Origin of the sequence: Microbacterium sp. LWO12-1.2 (assembly GCF_040675875.1) — a bacterium.
Lineage (GTDB): Bacteria > Actinomycetota > Actinomycetes > Actinomycetales > Microbacteriaceae > Microbacterium.
Window position 1 is genome coordinate 3,500,990 of sequence record NZ_JBEGII010000001.1, and the last position, 16,842, is coordinate 3,517,831.

Annotated in this window: 14 protein-coding genes; 9 read left to right on the plus strand and 5 right to left on the minus strand. The window is 68.7% G+C overall.

The window, feature by feature from the left end; genetic code table 11:
- Positions 1-15: 15 nt before the first annotated feature.
- Positions 16-858 (minus strand): hypothetical protein, encoded by an 843-nt coding sequence (locus MRBLWO12_RS16770; RefSeq protein WP_363557511.1) that lies wholly within the window; start codon positions 856-858, stop codon positions 16-18.
- A 224-nt stretch (positions 859-1,082) separates the two neighbouring features.
- Between MRBLWO12_RS16770 and MRBLWO12_RS16775 the strand changes: the two genes are divergently transcribed.
- The gene (locus MRBLWO12_RS16775) at positions 1,083-1,961 is read left to right on the plus strand and encodes an alpha/beta fold hydrolase (RefSeq protein WP_363557513.1); all 879 of its coding nucleotides are present in this window, start codon (positions 1,083-1,085) and stop codon (positions 1,959-1,961) included.
- The gene (locus tag MRBLWO12_RS16780; protein WP_363557515.1) at positions 1,958-3,052 is read left to right on the plus strand and encodes a M20 family metallopeptidase; all 1,095 of its coding nucleotides are present in this window, start codon (positions 1,958-1,960) and stop codon (positions 3,050-3,052) included. The genes MRBLWO12_RS16775 and MRBLWO12_RS16780 overlap by 4 nt, the downstream gene beginning before the upstream one ends.
- A gap of 30 nt (positions 3,053-3,082) precedes the next feature.
- On the opposite strand, the gene MRBLWO12_RS16785 is transcribed toward MRBLWO12_RS16780, so the two are convergent.
- Complete coding sequence (locus MRBLWO12_RS16785) at positions 3,083-3,796, minus strand: TetR/AcrR family transcriptional regulator (RefSeq protein ID WP_363557517.1); 714 nt, start codon at positions 3,794-3,796, stop codon at positions 3,083-3,085.
- A gap of 248 nt (positions 3,797-4,044) precedes the next feature.
- Here MRBLWO12_RS16785 and MRBLWO12_RS16790 point away from each other — a divergent pair, with 248 nt between their 5' ends.
- A complete protein-coding gene (locus MRBLWO12_RS16790) occupies positions 4,045-5,820 on the plus strand; it encodes a sigma-70 family RNA polymerase sigma factor (protein ID WP_363557519.1) in 1,776 nt (591 codons plus the stop codon).
- An 81-nt stretch (positions 5,821-5,901) separates the two neighbouring features.
- Here the strand turns inward: MRBLWO12_RS16790 and MRBLWO12_RS16795 are convergent, their stop codons facing one another.
- The 3 genes from MRBLWO12_RS16795 to MRBLWO12_RS16805 all read right to left on the minus strand — a co-directional run bounded on the left by MRBLWO12_RS16795 (position 5,902) and on the right by MRBLWO12_RS16805 (position 9,023).
- Positions 5,902-6,597 carry a helix-turn-helix domain-containing protein gene (locus MRBLWO12_RS16795; RefSeq protein WP_363557521.1) on the minus strand — a complete coding sequence of 232 codons (696 nt, stop codon included), beginning with the start codon at positions 6,595-6,597 and terminating at the stop codon, positions 5,902-5,904.
- 207 nt (positions 6,598-6,804) lie between these two features.
- Complete coding sequence (locus tag MRBLWO12_RS16800; protein WP_363557523.1) at positions 6,805-8,301, minus strand: VaFE repeat-containing surface-anchored protein; 1,497 nt, start codon at positions 8,299-8,301, stop codon at positions 6,805-6,807.
- A gap of 248 nt (positions 8,302-8,549) precedes the next feature.
- Positions 8,550-9,023 (minus strand): hypothetical protein, encoded by a 474-nt coding sequence (locus MRBLWO12_RS16805; RefSeq protein WP_363557525.1) that lies wholly within the window; start codon positions 9,021-9,023, stop codon positions 8,550-8,552.
- A gap of 185 nt (positions 9,024-9,208) precedes the next feature.
- Between MRBLWO12_RS16805 and MRBLWO12_RS16810 the strand changes: the two genes are divergently transcribed.
- From MRBLWO12_RS16810 to MRBLWO12_RS16835, 6 genes are all read left to right on the plus strand, one after another.
- A complete protein-coding gene (locus MRBLWO12_RS16810; RefSeq protein WP_363557527.1) occupies positions 9,209-11,068 on the plus strand; it encodes an alpha/beta hydrolase family protein in 1,860 nt (619 codons plus the stop codon).
- Positions 11,069-11,175: 107 nt separating this feature from the next.
- Positions 11,176-12,873: an ABC transporter substrate-binding protein gene (locus MRBLWO12_RS16815; RefSeq protein WP_363557529.1), complete on the plus strand. Its 1,698-nt coding sequence runs from the start codon at positions 11,176-11,178 to the stop codon at positions 12,871-12,873.
- Positions 12,874-12,916: 43 nt separating this feature from the next.
- On the plus strand, positions 12,917-13,882 hold the full coding sequence (locus tag MRBLWO12_RS16820) for an ABC transporter permease (protein ID WP_363557531.1): 966 nt from the start codon (positions 12,917-12,919) through the stop codon (positions 13,880-13,882).
- On the plus strand, positions 13,879-14,781 hold the full coding sequence (locus MRBLWO12_RS16825) for an ABC transporter permease (RefSeq protein ID WP_363557533.1): 903 nt from the start codon (positions 13,879-13,881) through the stop codon (positions 14,779-14,781). Before MRBLWO12_RS16820 ends, MRBLWO12_RS16825 begins: the two co-directional genes overlap by 4 nt.
- A complete protein-coding gene (locus tag MRBLWO12_RS16830; RefSeq protein WP_363557535.1) occupies positions 14,778-15,803 on the plus strand; it encodes an ABC transporter ATP-binding protein in 1,026 nt (341 codons plus the stop codon). Before MRBLWO12_RS16825 ends, MRBLWO12_RS16830 begins: the two co-directional genes overlap by 4 nt.
- On the plus strand, positions 15,800-16,813 hold the full coding sequence (locus tag MRBLWO12_RS16835; protein ID WP_363557537.1) for an ABC transporter ATP-binding protein: 1,014 nt from the start codon (positions 15,800-15,802) through the stop codon (positions 16,811-16,813). Before MRBLWO12_RS16830 ends, MRBLWO12_RS16835 begins: the two co-directional genes overlap by 4 nt.
- The last annotated feature ends 29 nt before the right edge of the window (positions 16,814-16,842 follow it).

Below are 16,842 nucleotides of genomic sequence, written 5' to 3' on the forward strand. Positions count from 1 at the left end.
TCATCGACCTGAGTGTCAGGCCTGTTCGTCGCGAAAGCCCTCCGTGGTGCGGGGGGCCTGTTCGTTGCGGAGGGGGAGCGGGATCCGCTCGGGCTCCGGCGCGCTGGATACGGGGTCAGCGGATGCCGGCGGCGTCGGCGGAGCGGTCGGGGCTGCGATCTCGCGGGCGACCTGTTTCTCGAGCACCGTGACGGCGTCGTCGCTCAGCAGGATCAGGCCGTCGAGCTCTTCCCGTACGCGCTTGTAGGCGACGTTGCGCTCGGACTGGGTGGCGGACTCGTCGATCGCGACCTTCAGCAGCTGCTGCGCGCGTTCGAGGCGCTTGCGCTCCGGTTCGGTGAAGGTCGAATCCCGCAGGCGACGAGCATCCTTCTCGGCGATCTCGAACGCCACCGCGTAGTCGCCGACGGCCTGCAGGTACTCGCCGACCTGCTGCTCGCTGACCTTGGCATCCGCGGATGCCGGGCGCAGCGCATCCGCCTTCTTCTTGGCGCGCAGGAATGCGGCGGTCAGTGGCTGGCGGCCGTCGCTCATGGCGGGGAACGCGATCAGCTTGGCGACGTCGAGCTCGTAGTCGAGCCAGTGCGCGGTGATCTCGTCATGCTCGGCGAACAGGCGCACGAGCAGATCGTTCGAGGGGACCGATGCCGTGGTGTCGACGAACGACGGGCCGCGGCGCTTCCCCTGCTGGGTGAGCGCGCGCGCCTCGATCTCGGCGGCCTTGAGCTGCGCCTTGATGCGCAGGGTCTCAAGGCGGCGCTCATGGCGGCGGCGTGCGCCGCGCTCCCACGCCTTCGCCGCACCGCCGGCCATCCCCATGATTGGGAAGATGAGCCACCAGTAGTTCCACCATTCCATGATGTGCTCAGCCTACTGCGGCGGTAGTCGGTCCCGAGGGGTGGTGCGACGGCATCCAGTCGGAGTTCTGCCGAACCTCGGATGCCTGATGCGGATGCTCTCCGAGATCTCGCAGATCTCCGAGGAGGGTCGACCGCATCGAGCGGCGGATCCCCCTTCCCAAATCACTGGTCATTGATATAGTCAACGCAATTGACTTGCACGTTGTTTCCGAGAGTTGGACGATGATGACCACATCCCGCACATCGATGACGGTGGACTGCGACGGCATCGAGATCGCGGCGGATGTCCGTGGGACGGGCTCCGCCGTGCTGCTGCTGCACGGATACCCCGAGACGAAGGCCATGTGGGGTGAGGTCGCCGAATCGCTCGCGGTCGACCACACCGTGATCACGGCGGACCTGCGCGGCTACGGTGACTCGGCGAAGCCGCGCGGTGAGCACTACGCCAAGCGCGAGATGGCCCACGACCAGGTGGTGCTGATGCGAGCCCTCGGGTTCGACCGGTTCGCCGTCATCGGACACGACCGTGGCGGTCGGGTGGGCCACCGGATGGCGCTGGACCATCCGGATGCCGTGACCGCCCTTGCCGTGCTCGACATCGTGCCGACCCTCCATATGTTCGAGAACGTCGATCGGGCGATGGCCACCTCGTACTTCCACTGGTTCTTCCTGGCGCGGACCGACGGGATGCCGGAGGCACTGATCACCGCCGACCGCGAGACCTGGCTGCGCAGCCGCTTCACCGGGCGCCGCCATGACGGTGATCGGCTGCCCGACGCGTATGACGAGTACCTGCGCTGCTTCGACGTCGACACGGTGCATGCCTCGGGTGCCGACTACCGCGCCGCCGCGACCGTCGACGTCGAGCACGACCGGGCAGACCGCTCCGCCGGCCGCACGATCGCGTGCCCGACGCTCGCGCTCTGGGGGGCGCACAGCTACGTCGGCCGCCACTTCGACGTGCTCGAGTCCTGGCGGCCGTACGCCCCGTCGGTGACCGGTCGCGCCATCGATGCCGACCACTATCTGGCCGAGGAGGCGCCGGACGCCACGGCCGCCGCGCTGCGGGAGTTCCTGGGTGCGACGGCGGTGGCCGCATGAGCGCGCGCGAGCAGGCGGTCGAGCGCCTCGACCGGCTGGTCTCGATCGAGACCCCGACCGGCGACGTCGAGGGGCTCGCAGCCGCGCAGCGACTCGTGTGCTCCTGGCTCGACCCGGTGCTGGGCGCGCAGGGTGTGCGCGAGACCGTCGACGGCGTCACCCACCTGCTGTGGGCGGGCGGCGAGACCCCCTCGGTGCTGCTGCTCGGTCACCTCGACACCGTGTTTCCGAAGGGCACGATCCAGGACCGGCCGTTCCGCCTCGACGGCGACCACGCGACCGGACCCGGTGTCTTCGACATGAAGGCCGGCATCGTGATCATGGCCGCGGCGCTCGCCAAGGTGGCGCGCCCCGGTGAGGTCGCCGTGCTGCTCACGAGCGACGAGGAGGTCGGGTCGCTGACCTCGCGCGCCCTCATCGAACGTGAGGCAACCCGTGCCGGCACCGTGCTGGTGCTGGAGCCGAGCCTCGACGGGGCACTGAAGATCGCGCGCCGCGGCGGCAGCATCTACCGCCTCGAGCTCACGGGGCGTGCGGCGCACGCCGGACTCGAACCGTGGAAGGGGCGCAGCGCGCTCACCGAGCTGGCCCACCACGTGCTCGCACTCCCCGCGCTCGCGGACGACGAACGTGGCACGACCGTGAGTCCGACCGTCGCGCGTGCAGGCACGGTGACGAACGTCATCCCCGAGCACGCCGAGGTGCGCGTCGATGTGCGCGCCTGGACTCTCGACGAGCTGGAACGGGTGGATGCCGAGATGCAGATGCTCACGGCGCACACCGAGGGTGTGAGCGTGGAGGTCATCGGCGGCATCAACCGTCCGCCCATGGAGGCCAGCTCCTCGGCGGAACTGCTGACCTGCGCGCGGCTCGTGTCGGAGCGACTCGGTCACCCCCGGGTGGAGGCGGTCTCGGCCGGTGGCGCCTCGGACGGCAACTTCACCGCCGCGGTCGGTGCGCGCACGCTCGACGGCCTGGGCCCCCGCGGCGCCGGTGCGCATGCCGACCTCGAGTGGGTGTCGGTGGACTCCCTGGTCGAGCGCATCGACCTGCTGGCCGGGATGCTCGACGAGCTCGCGCGCACGCGCTGAGCCCGCAGGACGGAGCACGGAGCCTGCGCGTCAGGCCCCGGGTGCGTGCCGCTCGATGCTCTCCAGCAGCAGGTCGAGGGCGGCCTCCCACGCGCGGGGGTCGCGCACGCCGGGGAGGCTCTCGCCCGCCCAGGCGATCGCGGGGAACTCTGCGGGGTCGAGCCGCCGGTAGTCCATCTGCCAGGTGAGTTCGTCGGCATCCTGCACGTCGGCGGGAAGCGCCGTGAGTGCGGCCTGGATGCTGGACGCCGAGCGGATGAGCTGGCCGAGCGCGCGGGCGTACAGCGCCGCCTGCGCGGGGTCGTAGCCGCCCCGGCGCAGCGCGCCGATGGAGAACTCCATCGATGAGAAGTCGGTCGGGCGGCGCAGCGCCATCTGCAGTGCGAACTCGGGGTAGCGCATGTAGTGGTCGTGGATCAGGTGCGCCTGCGTGCGCAGATCGGCGAGCCAGTCGTCGGTCGCCACCATGCCGCCGCTGTACGAGCGGGCACGGAGGGTGTCGATCAGGGCGAGCAGCAGTTCGTCCTTGTCTCGGAAGTGCCGGTAGATCGACGTCGGGTGGGCGCCGAGCTCTTCGCCGATCGACTGGAAGGTGAGGCGGTCGAGACCGTCCCGCCCGACGACACGGTCGGCGGCGGCGACGATGATGTCACGGCTGAGTGAGTCGCGTGCGCGCCGGGGGCGTGCGGTGCCTTTCGCGGATGCCGGTGCCTTCGACGATTCCGTGGCCTTCCGAGTCGCCATCGAGATACTCCGTTCGCTGTCGTCACCGGGTGTCGGCCACGCAGACATCACGGTACCCCACGGTCGTCACGCGTGCTGTCAGTCTCGTAGGCAATGCCGCATCCGCTCTCCCCGTGGATGTCAGCGCACCGGCGCAGGTGACGAAGGTGAGGGAGCCGTTGACCCCTAAAGGGGGACAACGCGTTTTCCGGCACCCCGGTGCCCTATATTTGCGATATATCAGAGGGTGGTCGTTCCGGGGAGGGAACATGATCGATCCGCGCAGCGATGCGGAGTTGCTGAGCGCGCTTCGGGCAGGCGATCGAGGGAGCTACGAGGCTCTGTGGCGCCGTCATGCGGATGCAGCGCGCCGCTACGCCTATCGACTCTTCCCCGCGCGTGCCGATGACCTCGTCTCGGAATCTTTTCTGGCGATCTATCAGCAGGTCACCACGACTGACAAGGGTCCGCAGTTCGCCTTCCGGTCCTACCTGAAGACGGTGATCCGCAATACAGCGATCGCGTGGAGGAAAGACGCGGAGCGGGTTCTGACCAGCGATGATGTCGATCAGGTCGAACTGCGCGACGGGCTCAGCGCCTTGGAGCAGCAGGCGAGTTCGGCGGATGTGCTCGCCGCCTTCCAGGCCCTTCCCGAACGGTGGCAGCGCGTGCTGTGGCTGGCGGAGGTCGATGAAGCAGACCGACCGGAGATCGCCAAGGAGCTCGGGATCAAACCCAACGCGGTGTCGGCTCTGCAACGTCGTGCGCGCACGGGGCTGAAGTTCCAGTGGTTGAGTCGACAGATCCCCGTCTCTCTGCGAGATGACACGACGCATGTGGCGCGCCTGATCCCTCAGTACCTGACCGAGCCGAACAACGCCGCCGTGGAGCGGGAAGTGGCAGACCACCTCTCGGACTGCGCGGAATGCAGCAATCTGCTGCAGTCGATGCGGGGTGGTGCGGCACGGCTGCAGGGCAGGACCCTCGCCGTGCTGCTGGGGGCCGCGGGACTCGGGACGCCGGCGGTCGCCTCATTGTCGTCCGGCACGGTCGCCGCCGCTGCGTTCGCCGGATTCTCCGGGTGGCTCCTCGCCGGGACCCTGGGGGCTGCCACGGTCGGTGGGATCATCGTGGCGGCGCTGATCGCCGGGCCGGTGCCCCTGTCGGCTGACACGGAGGCGCTGCCGGTGAGCACGGACGTCGTCGGCTCTCCGGCATCCGACCCCGATCCTGAGCGCACCACCGGCTCTGATCTGGTCGTCTCGCCTCCGGTCTCCCCTCCGGAGGAGCCGGTCATCGGACGGCGGGTCTTCGATCCGACCGTCCCCTCGGCGGGCCTCTCCGATGATCCCGATCAGTACTTCCCCACGGCTCCGAACCGCCCACAGCCGGCTGGCCCCGATACGCCAGGACCCGGCACGAACCCGGAGTCTCCGATGTCGCCGGGGGTCAGCACTCCCACGAACTCGTCTGGTTATCTCTCCCCTGTCATCGCGGGGCGCACGGAGCCGGGGCAGAGCGTCGTCGTCGCGGTCGACTCCGCGCGGTACACGCCGACGGTCGCGGACGACGGCAGCTGGAGCTTCGACACCCGCGCGCTGCAGCCGAACGCAGGAACCTACGCCTACGAGGTGTGGGCATATGACGCGACTTCGCAGTCGGCCGTCACCTCCGGCACCTTCACCGTGCTTCCGATCCAGGTGCAGGGCCTCGAGCAGCTCACCGGGTTCGAGGACATGCTGGTCGACGAGGCGCAGACCACCGGTGTGGTCATCGCGGTCACGGGGCCACCGAACGGCCGGGTGTTCATCACATCGATGGAGGGGCATTCCGCGACCATCGCCCTGGATCAGAACGGGTACACGCGCAAACGGCTCCTGATGGATGCGGCGGGCTGGTACCACTTCACCATGCGGGCACTCGACAGCGAGGGGTACTGGGGGCCGGGGTATGAGAAGGCCGTGGACGTGTACGACCCCGACGTCATCTTCGATCCCTGGGGTGGCGGTCCCGACAGCATGACGTTCGAGCTCGTCGACCCCTGATCCCGCGCGTCACGATTGCGGGGCGCCGCACTCCTTCTCGGTGGGATCGTGGAGTCCTCCCCGGCTCCACGATCTCGGCACTCATCCGGTGATCACGCGCGGTTCGTCGTGCGGCGATGGTTCCGCGTATCCGTCGGCCCAGGCGATCTGCGCCAGTTGGAGCTTCGAGCGGGCGGGGCGACCTGCCGATGTGAACTTGTCGCGCACACGATTCAGGTACTTCCGTGCCGTGTCATGGCGGATGCCCATGGCCTCGGCCGCTTGGCTGATGGTCATACCGTTCGCGTAGAGCGCGAGCACCCGCGCCTCCTGCGCGCTCAGACGGGTTCCCGCCGAGGCCGGGATGATGACGGCGTGCGCGGGGGGCGTCATGATCGTGCCTCCGGTCAAGACGATGGCGGCGGCGGCGACGAAGTCGTCTTCCGAGTCGGCGGTGGACACGAATCCCTCGGCGCCGGCGGCCGCGACACGACGGGCAGTCGTTCGCGTACCCGGTGACGTGAGAGCGAGAACGCGGATGCCGGCCTCGCGCAGAGCCGTGAGGGCGGACAGATCATTCGACGCGAGCGGATCGAAGGGGAGCGAGAGCACGAGCAGATGAGGCCATCGTGTTCTCTCGGTGTGACGCAGCCACGCCATGAACTCGCGGAGGGTGTGGCAGACCCCGACGACCTCCAGGCCAGAGATCCCCGACAGCAGCTGTTCGATGCGGGAGCGCTGCAGGACGAGCTCGTCGACGACCACGGCGCGACGTGCGCCGGCAGGCTCGTTCAGCATCGTGCAGCCCCGGAGGGCGGGGAAACCGTCTTCGCGTCGGCTGTCGTCGTGCGCCGATCAAGATCCATCACACAGAGAAGGTGTGCGTTCGTCGCAAAAAGTGACGCCGAGTTTGACCTCCTTTCGGGGACTGTCTCCCACGACGCCGGCGCCGCCGACATGTCGGGCCCCGCCCCTCCACAGAGAGGCGAGGCCCGACACGACTCATCAGTCGGCGTCGACGGTCTTCCGTCGCGCACGTCCGGCGAGCAGGATCATCGCGCCCACGGCGAGCATCACGCCAGCCGCGCCGACGGCGATGACGGGAAGGTCGCCGCCGGTCGTGGCCAGCTGTCCCTTCGGGCCCGGGGTCGCCGTCGGGGTCGTCGGCGTCACGGGCGCCTTCTCGATGGTGACGGTCTGGGCGGCGTCGTCGATGTCTTCGTGGACGGCGAGGGGTTCGCCGGTGGTGTCGGTTCCTTCGTGGAGGCGTTCGAAGGCGACGAGGGTGCCGCCGGCGTATCCGACCGGGACGGTGAAGGTGACGTCGACTGAGCCGTTGGCGGTTTCGGGGGTGAAGGTGGTGGATCCGGTGATGCCGGTGGCGGTGCCGTCGGCCTTGTCGTGGAGTTCGCCGGTGAGGGTGTACTGGGTGCCGGGGACCAGGTTCTGGTAGGCGACGGTGTCGATGACGGTGCCGCCGTTCCAGGGCAGGATCCGGTCGCCGTCGGCGGAGTCGACCAGCGACGTGCCGATCACGGGCGCCGGTACGGCTGTGGTGGTCCACTCGACGGTGGCCGCATCGGTCGTGGTCGCCGTGCTCGGCGCGACCAGGATGATCGTCTGCGCGTGGTCATCCGCCGTGGGCGTCGGGGAGTTGGTCGTCGGTACGGAGACGATCTTTCCCGTTGCGCTCGATCCCTCCGCTGCGACGGACACGGTCGCCGAGCCTGCGGCGGTCGTGCCGCGCAGGTCGAGGTACAGCGCCTGGCCGTCGACGACGGCGCTCGCGTCGATCGCGTCGCCGTCAGCATCCACCAACGACACCGTGGGATCGACCGTCACGCTGACGGTGGGCCGGTTGGTGTCCACGACGAACGGACCGACCAGAGAATCGGCGGTCTGCGGTGCGCTGGGGGCGTCGATGCTGGCAGTGACTGCGAAATCGGCCGGGGTCATCCCCGTGCTCGCGTTCGCACCGTTCACCAGGTGCCAGTAGGCGGCTTCCGAATCCGGAGTCTCCCACGCCCACGCCGCGTCGAAGTTGAGGTCGGTGTAGCGCCAGATCGCGTACTGGGTGGCCTCGATCGCGTCATTGCGGGAGATGCCGGGGGCACCCGCCGCAGCGCCGAACTCCTCGAGGGTCAGTGCAGGGTAGCTGTGGGCCAGCACCCAGAGCACCTTCCCTTGGATCACGGGATCGGTGAAGTAGTTGGCGCCGAGGTACTCATCGGCGGTGCCGACGGTACCCTCGACCCGCTCTCGGGCGGAGATGTCGTGTTCCACGCAATAGGCCCAGAAGTTGGGATCCCCGACGGCGGGGGTCTCCGACCAGATCGGGTACAGATGCGTTCCCGCGAGGCCCACTCCGTCGCCGATGTAGACCGAATCCCCGGCCTCGACCGCTGCTGAGGCTGCACCCGGGGCGATCAACGCGCCCAGCACGAGCGCGCTCGCACCCGCCCATCCTCCGAGCCGGCTCAGATACTTGTTCTGCTGCTTCACTGTGCACTCCCTGCGTTCACGCCCTGAGACCCTCCCGAGGAGGGTCGATCCGGGGCCATTCTCGATTGACGGACGCCGGAGACAGGGGGAGTGTTTCCGCGATCCTCTCTGAAGGAGTGCAGGGTCGACGAAAGGTGACGCCGAGCGGCTGCAACCGTGAAGATCGTCCAGGAGTCTTTCGACCGATGTCCGGTACCCGCCGGCTGAAGCGGCGGGTACCGGAGAACGCCGTGCCGTGTTCGGCTGGATCAGCGCAGCTTGACGTCGATCGTCTCGGTGAAGGGGTCGATGTCGATGTTGGTCGTGATCGAGTAGCCCGATCCCGACGGACCCGTGGGGCGGAACTGGATGCGGATGTTGGTGATGTCGCTTCCGGTGATCACGGCCGTGATCGATCCGTCCGGGTTGGTGGTGGTCACGATTCCGGTGGCGTTGACGACCTGCAGCGTCACGCCGGGTTCCGGAACGATCAGGACGCTGGTGCCGGAGGGCAGGAGAGCGAGGTTGCCGTCCGCGTCGCTGCCCTCCACCGTGAAGTTGGTGACGTTTCCGCTCACGACGCTGACCGTCGCACCGGTCGCCCAGAAGGTCGCGGCGGGCGTCGGGGTGGATGCTGCCGCGAGCGGGATGGCGACTGCCGCCGCGACGACGGGCACGGACCAGGCTGCGCCCTTGACGACGGTTCGACGTGAGACGCCAATGACTGGGTGGTTCTCCTGCATGTTCTTCTTCCGATCTGACTGAGTTGACCGCTTCGTGAGCGGCGGGTACAACGTTGCGACGACAAGGAGTCACGATGACGGTCAGAGTGACGCCGTGGCCGCGCACGACTTCGGAACGTGGGCCCCACGGCACCCTAGCCAGTGTTATAGTCAACGGCATTGGCGACGACGAGGAGAGAGCAAGGATGCTGTACACCCCGGAAGAATCCACGACCGAGACGCTCGATGAGCGGTTCGCGGCTCCGTACCTCCTGACCGTGCGCCCCGCCGCCGGCGCGGATGACCTCGCGCTCGTGGTCGAGAACCATCCCGCTGGCGCTCGCGGCCGGATCTGGCGTGCCCCGGATGCTCCGGGCGAACTGCTGCCGTTCGACGTGAGCATGGGCGCGATCGTCACGCCGGACGGGCGCTGGGTCGTCGACCTCGACGATGGCGGCGGGTCCGAGGTGGGCACGCTCGTGGCCATCTCGCTCGACGGATCAGAGCGCGTCGAGCTGACGCCGGGCCGTGAGCCCTACGTGCTGCGGGGGATCGACATCTCATTCGACGGGTCCGCACTCGTGGCCACGGTCGTCGACGAGGAGGGGTTCCACGTGCTCGTGATCCCCGCCGCGCCCTGGGGCGAGTCGAAGGTCGTCTACTCGAACCCGGTGGAGGCGTGGTTCGGCCGCAGTGCGCCCGACGCCTCGCTGGTGTCGATCGACACGACCGACCACAACCCCGGCATCCGGCGTCCGCTGATCACGGTGGTGGATGCCGCGAACGGCGACATCGTCGCGACCCTCGACGATCTCCCCGACGGTCCGGTCCGCGCCGTGCGCTTCTCGTCGGTCACCGGTGACGACCGGCTGCTCCTCAACACCGAGCGCAGCGGCTTCTCCCGACCGGCCATCTGGCACGTGCGCACCGGGGAGCGGGTGGACTTCGACCTGCCCGATCTGGCCGGAGAGGTCATCGCCCTCGACTGGCACGCGCCGACCGGCCGCATCCTCGCCCTGCATGTCGACGGCGGTATCCATTCGCTGATCGAGCTCGATGAGGCCGACGGTTCCGTGCGCACCGTGCTCGAAGGGGGCAGCTTCGCCGAGCCCGACGTCGCGAACCTGCATCCGTTCTACTGGACCTCGTACTACGCACCCTCCGGCGTCGTCCGTGCGCTGCGATCGAGCTGGGATGTACCGCTCTACGTCACGGAGGTCGCCGCCGACGGCACCGAGACCATGCTGATCGAGCCGGCGCGGGTGCCGGCAGGGCAGCCGCTGCGCTCGACCCTCGTCGCCAGCGCCGACGGAACCCTGGTGCAGCTGTGGTCGGGGCGCCCGGCCGGTCGTGAGCCCCTCGGCACGATCCTCGAGATCCACGGCGGGCCGATGCTCGTGACGGTCGACCACTACAACCCCTCCGCCCAGGCCTGGCTCGATGCCGGCTTCGCGTACGCCTCGCTCAACTACCGGGGCTCCGTGACGTTCGGTCGCGCATTCCGTGAGGGGTTCTGGAACGTCGGCGGCGACCGCGAGATCGAGGATGTCGCGGCCGCGATCGCATGGCTGCGCGAACAGGGTCTCGCCGACCCGGCATCCACCTTCATCACGGGTGCCTCGTACGGCGGGCACATGACCCTCTTGAGCGTCGGGCGTCTGCCGGAGCTCTTCGCCGGCGGGTTCGCGCACGTCGCGGTCGCCGACTGGTCGGTGACGATCGAGGCCATGAACCCCGCGGTGCGCACGGTCTGGAGCTCGTGGGTTCCGCCGGAGCTGGTCACGCGCTTCTCCGCCATCTCGTACCTCGACGATGTGACGGCATCCGTCTGGGTCAACCAGGGGTCGATAGACACCCGTACGCCCGTCATCGGCGTGCAGGGATATGTGGACCGTCTGCGCGCCAGGGGTGGCGATGCGGTGCTCGAGATCTTCGAGGGGGGACATGAGCCGACGGGGCTCGAAGGTGCCGTCCGCGACCAGCGTCGCATGCAGGAACTCGCGCTCCGTACGCTCGCCGGAGAGCGGTGGGACAGTGCAGGTCTCGCCTCTAGTCACGAACATTGACTAAAGTGCTTGCTATCTTTTCCGGTCAGCCCTAGAGTCAGACCACTACCCGCACCACAGCACCTCCTGCACTGTCCCTTCGTCGCACGCTCACTGGAGATCCGTCCATGTCGAAATCACTGCATCGCACTGTCGTACCCTCTTCCCGCCGCGCCCTCATCGCGGCGCTCACCGTCACCGCCCTGATCGGGTCGCTGGCCGCCTGCACCTCCTCGTCCACGACCCCCGAGCCCAGCGAGGTCGCCATCGTCGACGGCGGCGAGATCGTGATCGGCGCGGAGCAGGAGCCTGACTGCGCCGACTGGATCGCCACGTGCGGCGGTTCGATCTGGGGCACCTGGATCATGCAGATCCCGACCCTCCCCGGTGTCTTCCAGACTCGACAGGTCGACGACGAGTGGGTGCCCGTGCCCTCCGACCTCGTCACCGGTGAGCCGGAGGTCGTGGTCGCCGACGACGGTACCCAGACCATCACCTACGCGATCAACCCCGAGGCGGTCTGGTCCGACGGGGAACCGATCACCTCGGCCGACTTCGAGTACACCGCGCTGCAGATCCGCGACGGCGACGACATCTTCGACAAGACCGGGTATGACCGTATCTCCGCGATCGACGCCAGTGACCCCGCGACCGTGACGGTCACGCTGGACTCGCCTTACGCCGGATGGCGCACGCTGTTCAGCGTCTACGGCGTCATGCCCGCGCACCTGCTCGAAGGCCAGGACCGCGCGGCCATCATGGCCGACGGCTACGACTTCAGCGGCGGTCCGTGGAAGATCGAGAAGTGGACGCGCGGCACCTCGGTCACGCTCGTCCCCAACGAGAACTACTGGGGCGACAAGCCGCACCTCGACAAGGTCACCTTCCTGTTCCTGCCCGACACCACGGCGGCGTTCCAGGCGCTCAAGAGCGGCCAGGTCAGCGTGCTGTATCCGTCTCCTCAGCTCGACGCCCTCACTCAGATCGACGCCGGCCTCCCCGGCATCCAGTCGCAGGTCGACGCCCGCAGCGGCAACCTCGAGGCGATCTGGTTGAACAATGCCGCAGCCCCCTTCGACTCGGTCGCGGTGCGTCAGGCGCTCGCCTACTCGATCGACCGCGACGCCATCGTGAAGCGCCTCTTCGGCAGCCTCGGCATCGACAAGGCGCAGCAGAGCTTCAACTCCCCGATGGTCGCCCCGTTCGCCTCGGACGACTTCTCGCAGTACGCGCTCGACCTCGACAAGGTCGACGAGCTGATGGAGGGCGACGGTTGGAAGAAGAACTCGGATGACGTGTGGGCGAAGGGCGGCGAGACGGCGACGTTCTCGATCAAGACGCTGGCCGGCAACAAGCGCCGCGACCTCACGGTGCAGGTGCTGCAGTCGCAGCTGGCGGATGCCGGCTTCGAGATGACGATCGACCAGGTCACTCCGGCCGACCTGTTCGGCACCATCGCTCCGCAGGGCGACTTCCAGGCGGGCATCTGGGCGCTCGTCGACACGTTCCCGGACCCCACTCTCAGCTCGACGTTCTCGTCGGTCAACATCCCGAGCGAGGCGAACGGCTACTCCGGCATCAACTTCTACCGCACCGACATCCCGGGCCTCGACGACCTGCTCGGTCAGGTCGACAGCGAGATCGACACGGATGCCCGCATCCAGGTCTCGCACGAGGCCGACGCGCTGATCGCCGAGAACGTGCCCTCGCTCCCGCTCGACACCGTGCCGAACGTGCTGCTGTGGAGCGACAAGGTCGGCGGCCCGGAGATCAACCCCGTCGACGGTCCGTTCTGGAACCTCGCCGAGTGGGGTCTGGCCGGCTGAGGCCGACCGGGAACGACAGCCAGGACTGAGACGGGGCGACGACGTGATCACCTTCATCACCCGAAGAGTGCTGTATTCGGTGCCGGTGATCCTCGTCGCCTCGTTCATCCTGTTCTGGGCGGTGCGGTCGACCTTCGATCCGCTCGCGAAGCTCCGGCAGGCGCACGACCCCGCGGTCATCGCGCGGGAGATCGAACGGCTCGGGCTCGACCGCTCCATCCCCGAGCAGTACTTCCTCTGGCTCCGTTCGCTGGTCCTCGGCGACTGGGGGCTGAGCACGCGCACCGGCACCCCCGTACTGCCGCTGATCGGCGAGGCGCTGTGGCCGACGCTGCAGCTCGCGTTCTGGGGGCTGCTGGTCGCCGTGCTGATCGCGGGTGGCGTGAGCGTCTACTCGGCGGTGCGCCAGTACTCCTGGGGTGACAACCTGCTCACCGGCGCCTCGTACCTCGGCATCGCGATGCCGGCGTTCTGGTTCGGACTCATCCTGATCCAGACCTTCGCCGTGTGGCCGAAGGAGCAGTTCGGGCTCAGCGAACCGCCGCTGTTCTTCATCGGACTGCAGTCGCCGGGGCAGACCGGGGTGCTCGACTACATCCGTCATCTGATCCTGCCGGTGGCCGCGCTCATGATCGCGCTGGTCGCCTCGTGGAGCCGGTTCGGTCGCGCGGCGATGCTCGACGCGCTGTCGAGCGACTATGTGCGCACCGCGCGCGCGAAGGGGGTGCCGCGACGGCAGGTCATCTGGCGCCACGCGGTGCGCAACTCGCTCGCCCCGTTCGTCACGGTCGTGGCACTCGACGCCGCAATCCTGATCGGCGGTCTCGTGGTGACCGAGCAGATCTTCGCGATCCCCGGCATGGGGCGGCTGTTCCTGCAGTCCCTGGTCGCCGGCGACGTCTACGTGCTGTTGCCCTGGATGATCGTGGTCGCGGTGGCCGTCGTGATCTGCAACCTGATCGCCGACATCGCCTACGCGGTGCTCGACCCGAGAGTGAGGCTGTCATGAGTGGAGCAGGCATCGCCGGGCCCGAGGAGCTGCTCGCCGAGCAGGATCCGCAGAAGGCGCCCACCCGGCAGCTGTTGAAGGGGTTCCTGCATCATCGGCTCGCGGTGACGAGCCTGATCGTGCTCGTCATCCTGCTGATCGCGTGCTTCGGTGCGGCGTGGATCGCGCCCTACCCGCAGGGGCAGCAGGACCTGCTCACGGGCCCGACCCCGCCCTCGGGGGCGCACTGGCTCGGCACCGATGAGTTGGGCCGCGACTACCTGAGCGAGATCCTGTTCTCCGGACAGATCTCCCTCGCGATCGGCCTCGCGGTGGCACTGCTCGCCACCGTCGTCGGCACCGCGCTCGGTGCGATCGCCGGTTACGTGGGCGGTTGGATCGGCGAGCTGATCATGCGCATCACCGACCTGTTCCTCATCGTCCCCGCGATCGCGCTGCTGGCGGTGATCCTGCAGGGGCTCGGCCCCTCGCCGACTACGATCGTGCTGGCACTGACCGCGCTGGGGTGGACGTACATCGCCCGCGTCGTGCGCGCCCAGGTGCTGTCGCTGCGCGAGAAGGACTTCATTGACGCGGCACGCGGCATCGGCGCCTCGGGCCTGCGCATCCTGGTGTCGCACCTGCTGCCGAACCTCGCGGGTGTCATCGTCGTCGCGATGAGCCTCGCCGTGGCATCCTCGATCATCGCCGAGTCGACGCTCAGCTTCCTCGGCTTCGGGGTGCAGCCCCCGCAGACCAGCTGGGGCTCGATGCTCAGCCAGGCGGCCGGCTACGTGGGCACCCCGCAGGTCTACCTGCTCTACTTCCCCGGCCTGTTCATCCTCGTCACGGTGCTGTGCGTCAACTTCATCGGCGACGGATTGCGCGATGCGCTCGACCCCCAGGGGAAGAACCTGTGAATGCCGCGGAGAGTGTGGATGGCGGCGGCGTGCTCCTCGAGGTCGAGGACCTGTCGATCAGCTTCCCGACCGACGCGGGCCTGGCCAGAGCGGTCGAGGGCGTGTCGTTCGTGCTGCGCGAGGGCGAGACGGTCGGGATCGTCGGCGAGTCCGGCTCGGGAAAGTCCATGACCGCCATGGCGATCATGGGGCTGCTGCCGAAGAAGGCCGTTGTCACCGGGTCCATCCGGTTCCGCGGCACGGAGCTCGTCGGGCTGGCGGATGACAAGCTGCGCGAGATCCGCGGCAAGGACATCGCGGTCGTGTTCCAGGATGCCCTTACGGCGCTGAACCCGGTCATGCGGGTCGGGGAGCAGCTCGACGAGGCCGTGCGCGTGCACCGACCGGACACCACGTCGGCCGAACGGCGTGCCAGGGCGATCGAGTTGCTCGACGTCGTCGGCATCCCCTCGCCAGAGCTGCGGGTCGACCGCTACCCGCACGAGTTCTCCGGAGGCATGCGCCAGCGCGTCATGATCGCGATGAGCATCGCGAACGAGCCCGATCTGCTGATCGCCGACGAGCCCACCACCGCGCTCGATGTGACCGTGCAGGCCCAGGTGCTCGAAGTGCTGCGCGAGGTGCAGCGTCGCACCGGCACCACCGTGCTGCTCATCACGCACGACCTCGGCGTCGTCGCCGGCACCGCCGACCGCGTCATGGTGATGTACGCCGGGGGACTCGTCGAGACCGCCGACGTCGACCCCCTGTTCTACGAGACCGCGCATCCTTACACGGCGGGGCTGCTGGCTTCGCTGCCGCGGCTCGACCGCCGCTCCAGCCGCGAGGAACGGCTCTATCAGATCGCCGGTCAGCCCCCGGTGGCGACGGCCTGGCCCGCCGGATGCCGGTTCGCGCCGCGCTGTGCCCACGCGGTCGCGGGTCTCTGCGATGCCGCGACGCCCCCACCGGTCGCCGTCGGTGAAGGGCATACGGCCGCCTGCGTGCGGGTCGACGAGTGGCAGAAGGAGGCGGTCCTGTGAACCAGCCCGTGGTGGACCCGCCCGTGAAGAGCACGAGCCTGACCGTGACGAACCTGGTCAAGGAGTACCGCGTCGGCGGCGGCCTGTTCGGCCGCACGCGCGACATCGTGCAGGCGGTGTCGGAGGTGAGTCTGTCGATCGACGGCGGCCAGACCTTCGGGCTCGTCGGCGAGTCCGGATGCGGCAAGTCCTCGCTCGGGCGCAGCGTCGCGCGCCTGCAGTCCAGCGACGGCGGATCGATCCTGCTCGGCGATGACGACATCACGCGCGTCGAGGGCGGCGGCCTGCGGGCGCTGCGCCGTCGCGTGCAGTTCGTGTTCCAGGATCCCTACGCCTCGCTGAACCCGCGCAAGTCCGTGCGGGCGACCCTCACCGAACCGCTCGTGATCCATGGCTTGCACCGCGGTCAGCATGAGCGCAGGGTCGAGGAGCTGCTGGCGCAGGTCGGGTTGAACCCCGCGCACGCCGACCGGTTCCCGCACGAGTTCTCGGGCGGGCAGCGGCAGCGGCTCGGCATCGCCAGGGCGCTCGCGGTGGAGCCGGAGGTCATCGTGCTCGACGAGCCGGTCAGCGCCCTCGACGTGAGCGTGCAGGCCGGTGTGCTGAACCTGCTCGACGACCTGCAGCGCGACCTCGGGCTCACGTACCTGTTCATCGCGCACGACCTGTCGGTGGTGCGGCACCTCAGCGACCGGGTCGGGGTCATGTACCTCGGACGGCTGGTGGAGGAGGGGCCGGTCGACGAACTCTACGAGCGGCCGCTGCATCCGTACACGCAGGCGCTGCTGTCGGCGATCCCGGTACCTGACCCGCGCACCGAGCGGGCGCGCGAGCGCATCGTGCTCACCGGAGACGTGCCGAGCCCGGTCTCTCCCCCGAGCGGATGCCGCTTCCGCACGCGCTGCTGGAAGGCCACCGAGATCTGCGCCGAGGTCGTTCCCGAGCTCGCCGACCACGGCGACACGCACCGGGTCGCCTGCCACCATCCGTCCGAGCGCGACGTGCTCTGACGCCACCGTCCTCTGCTCCCACCTGCTCT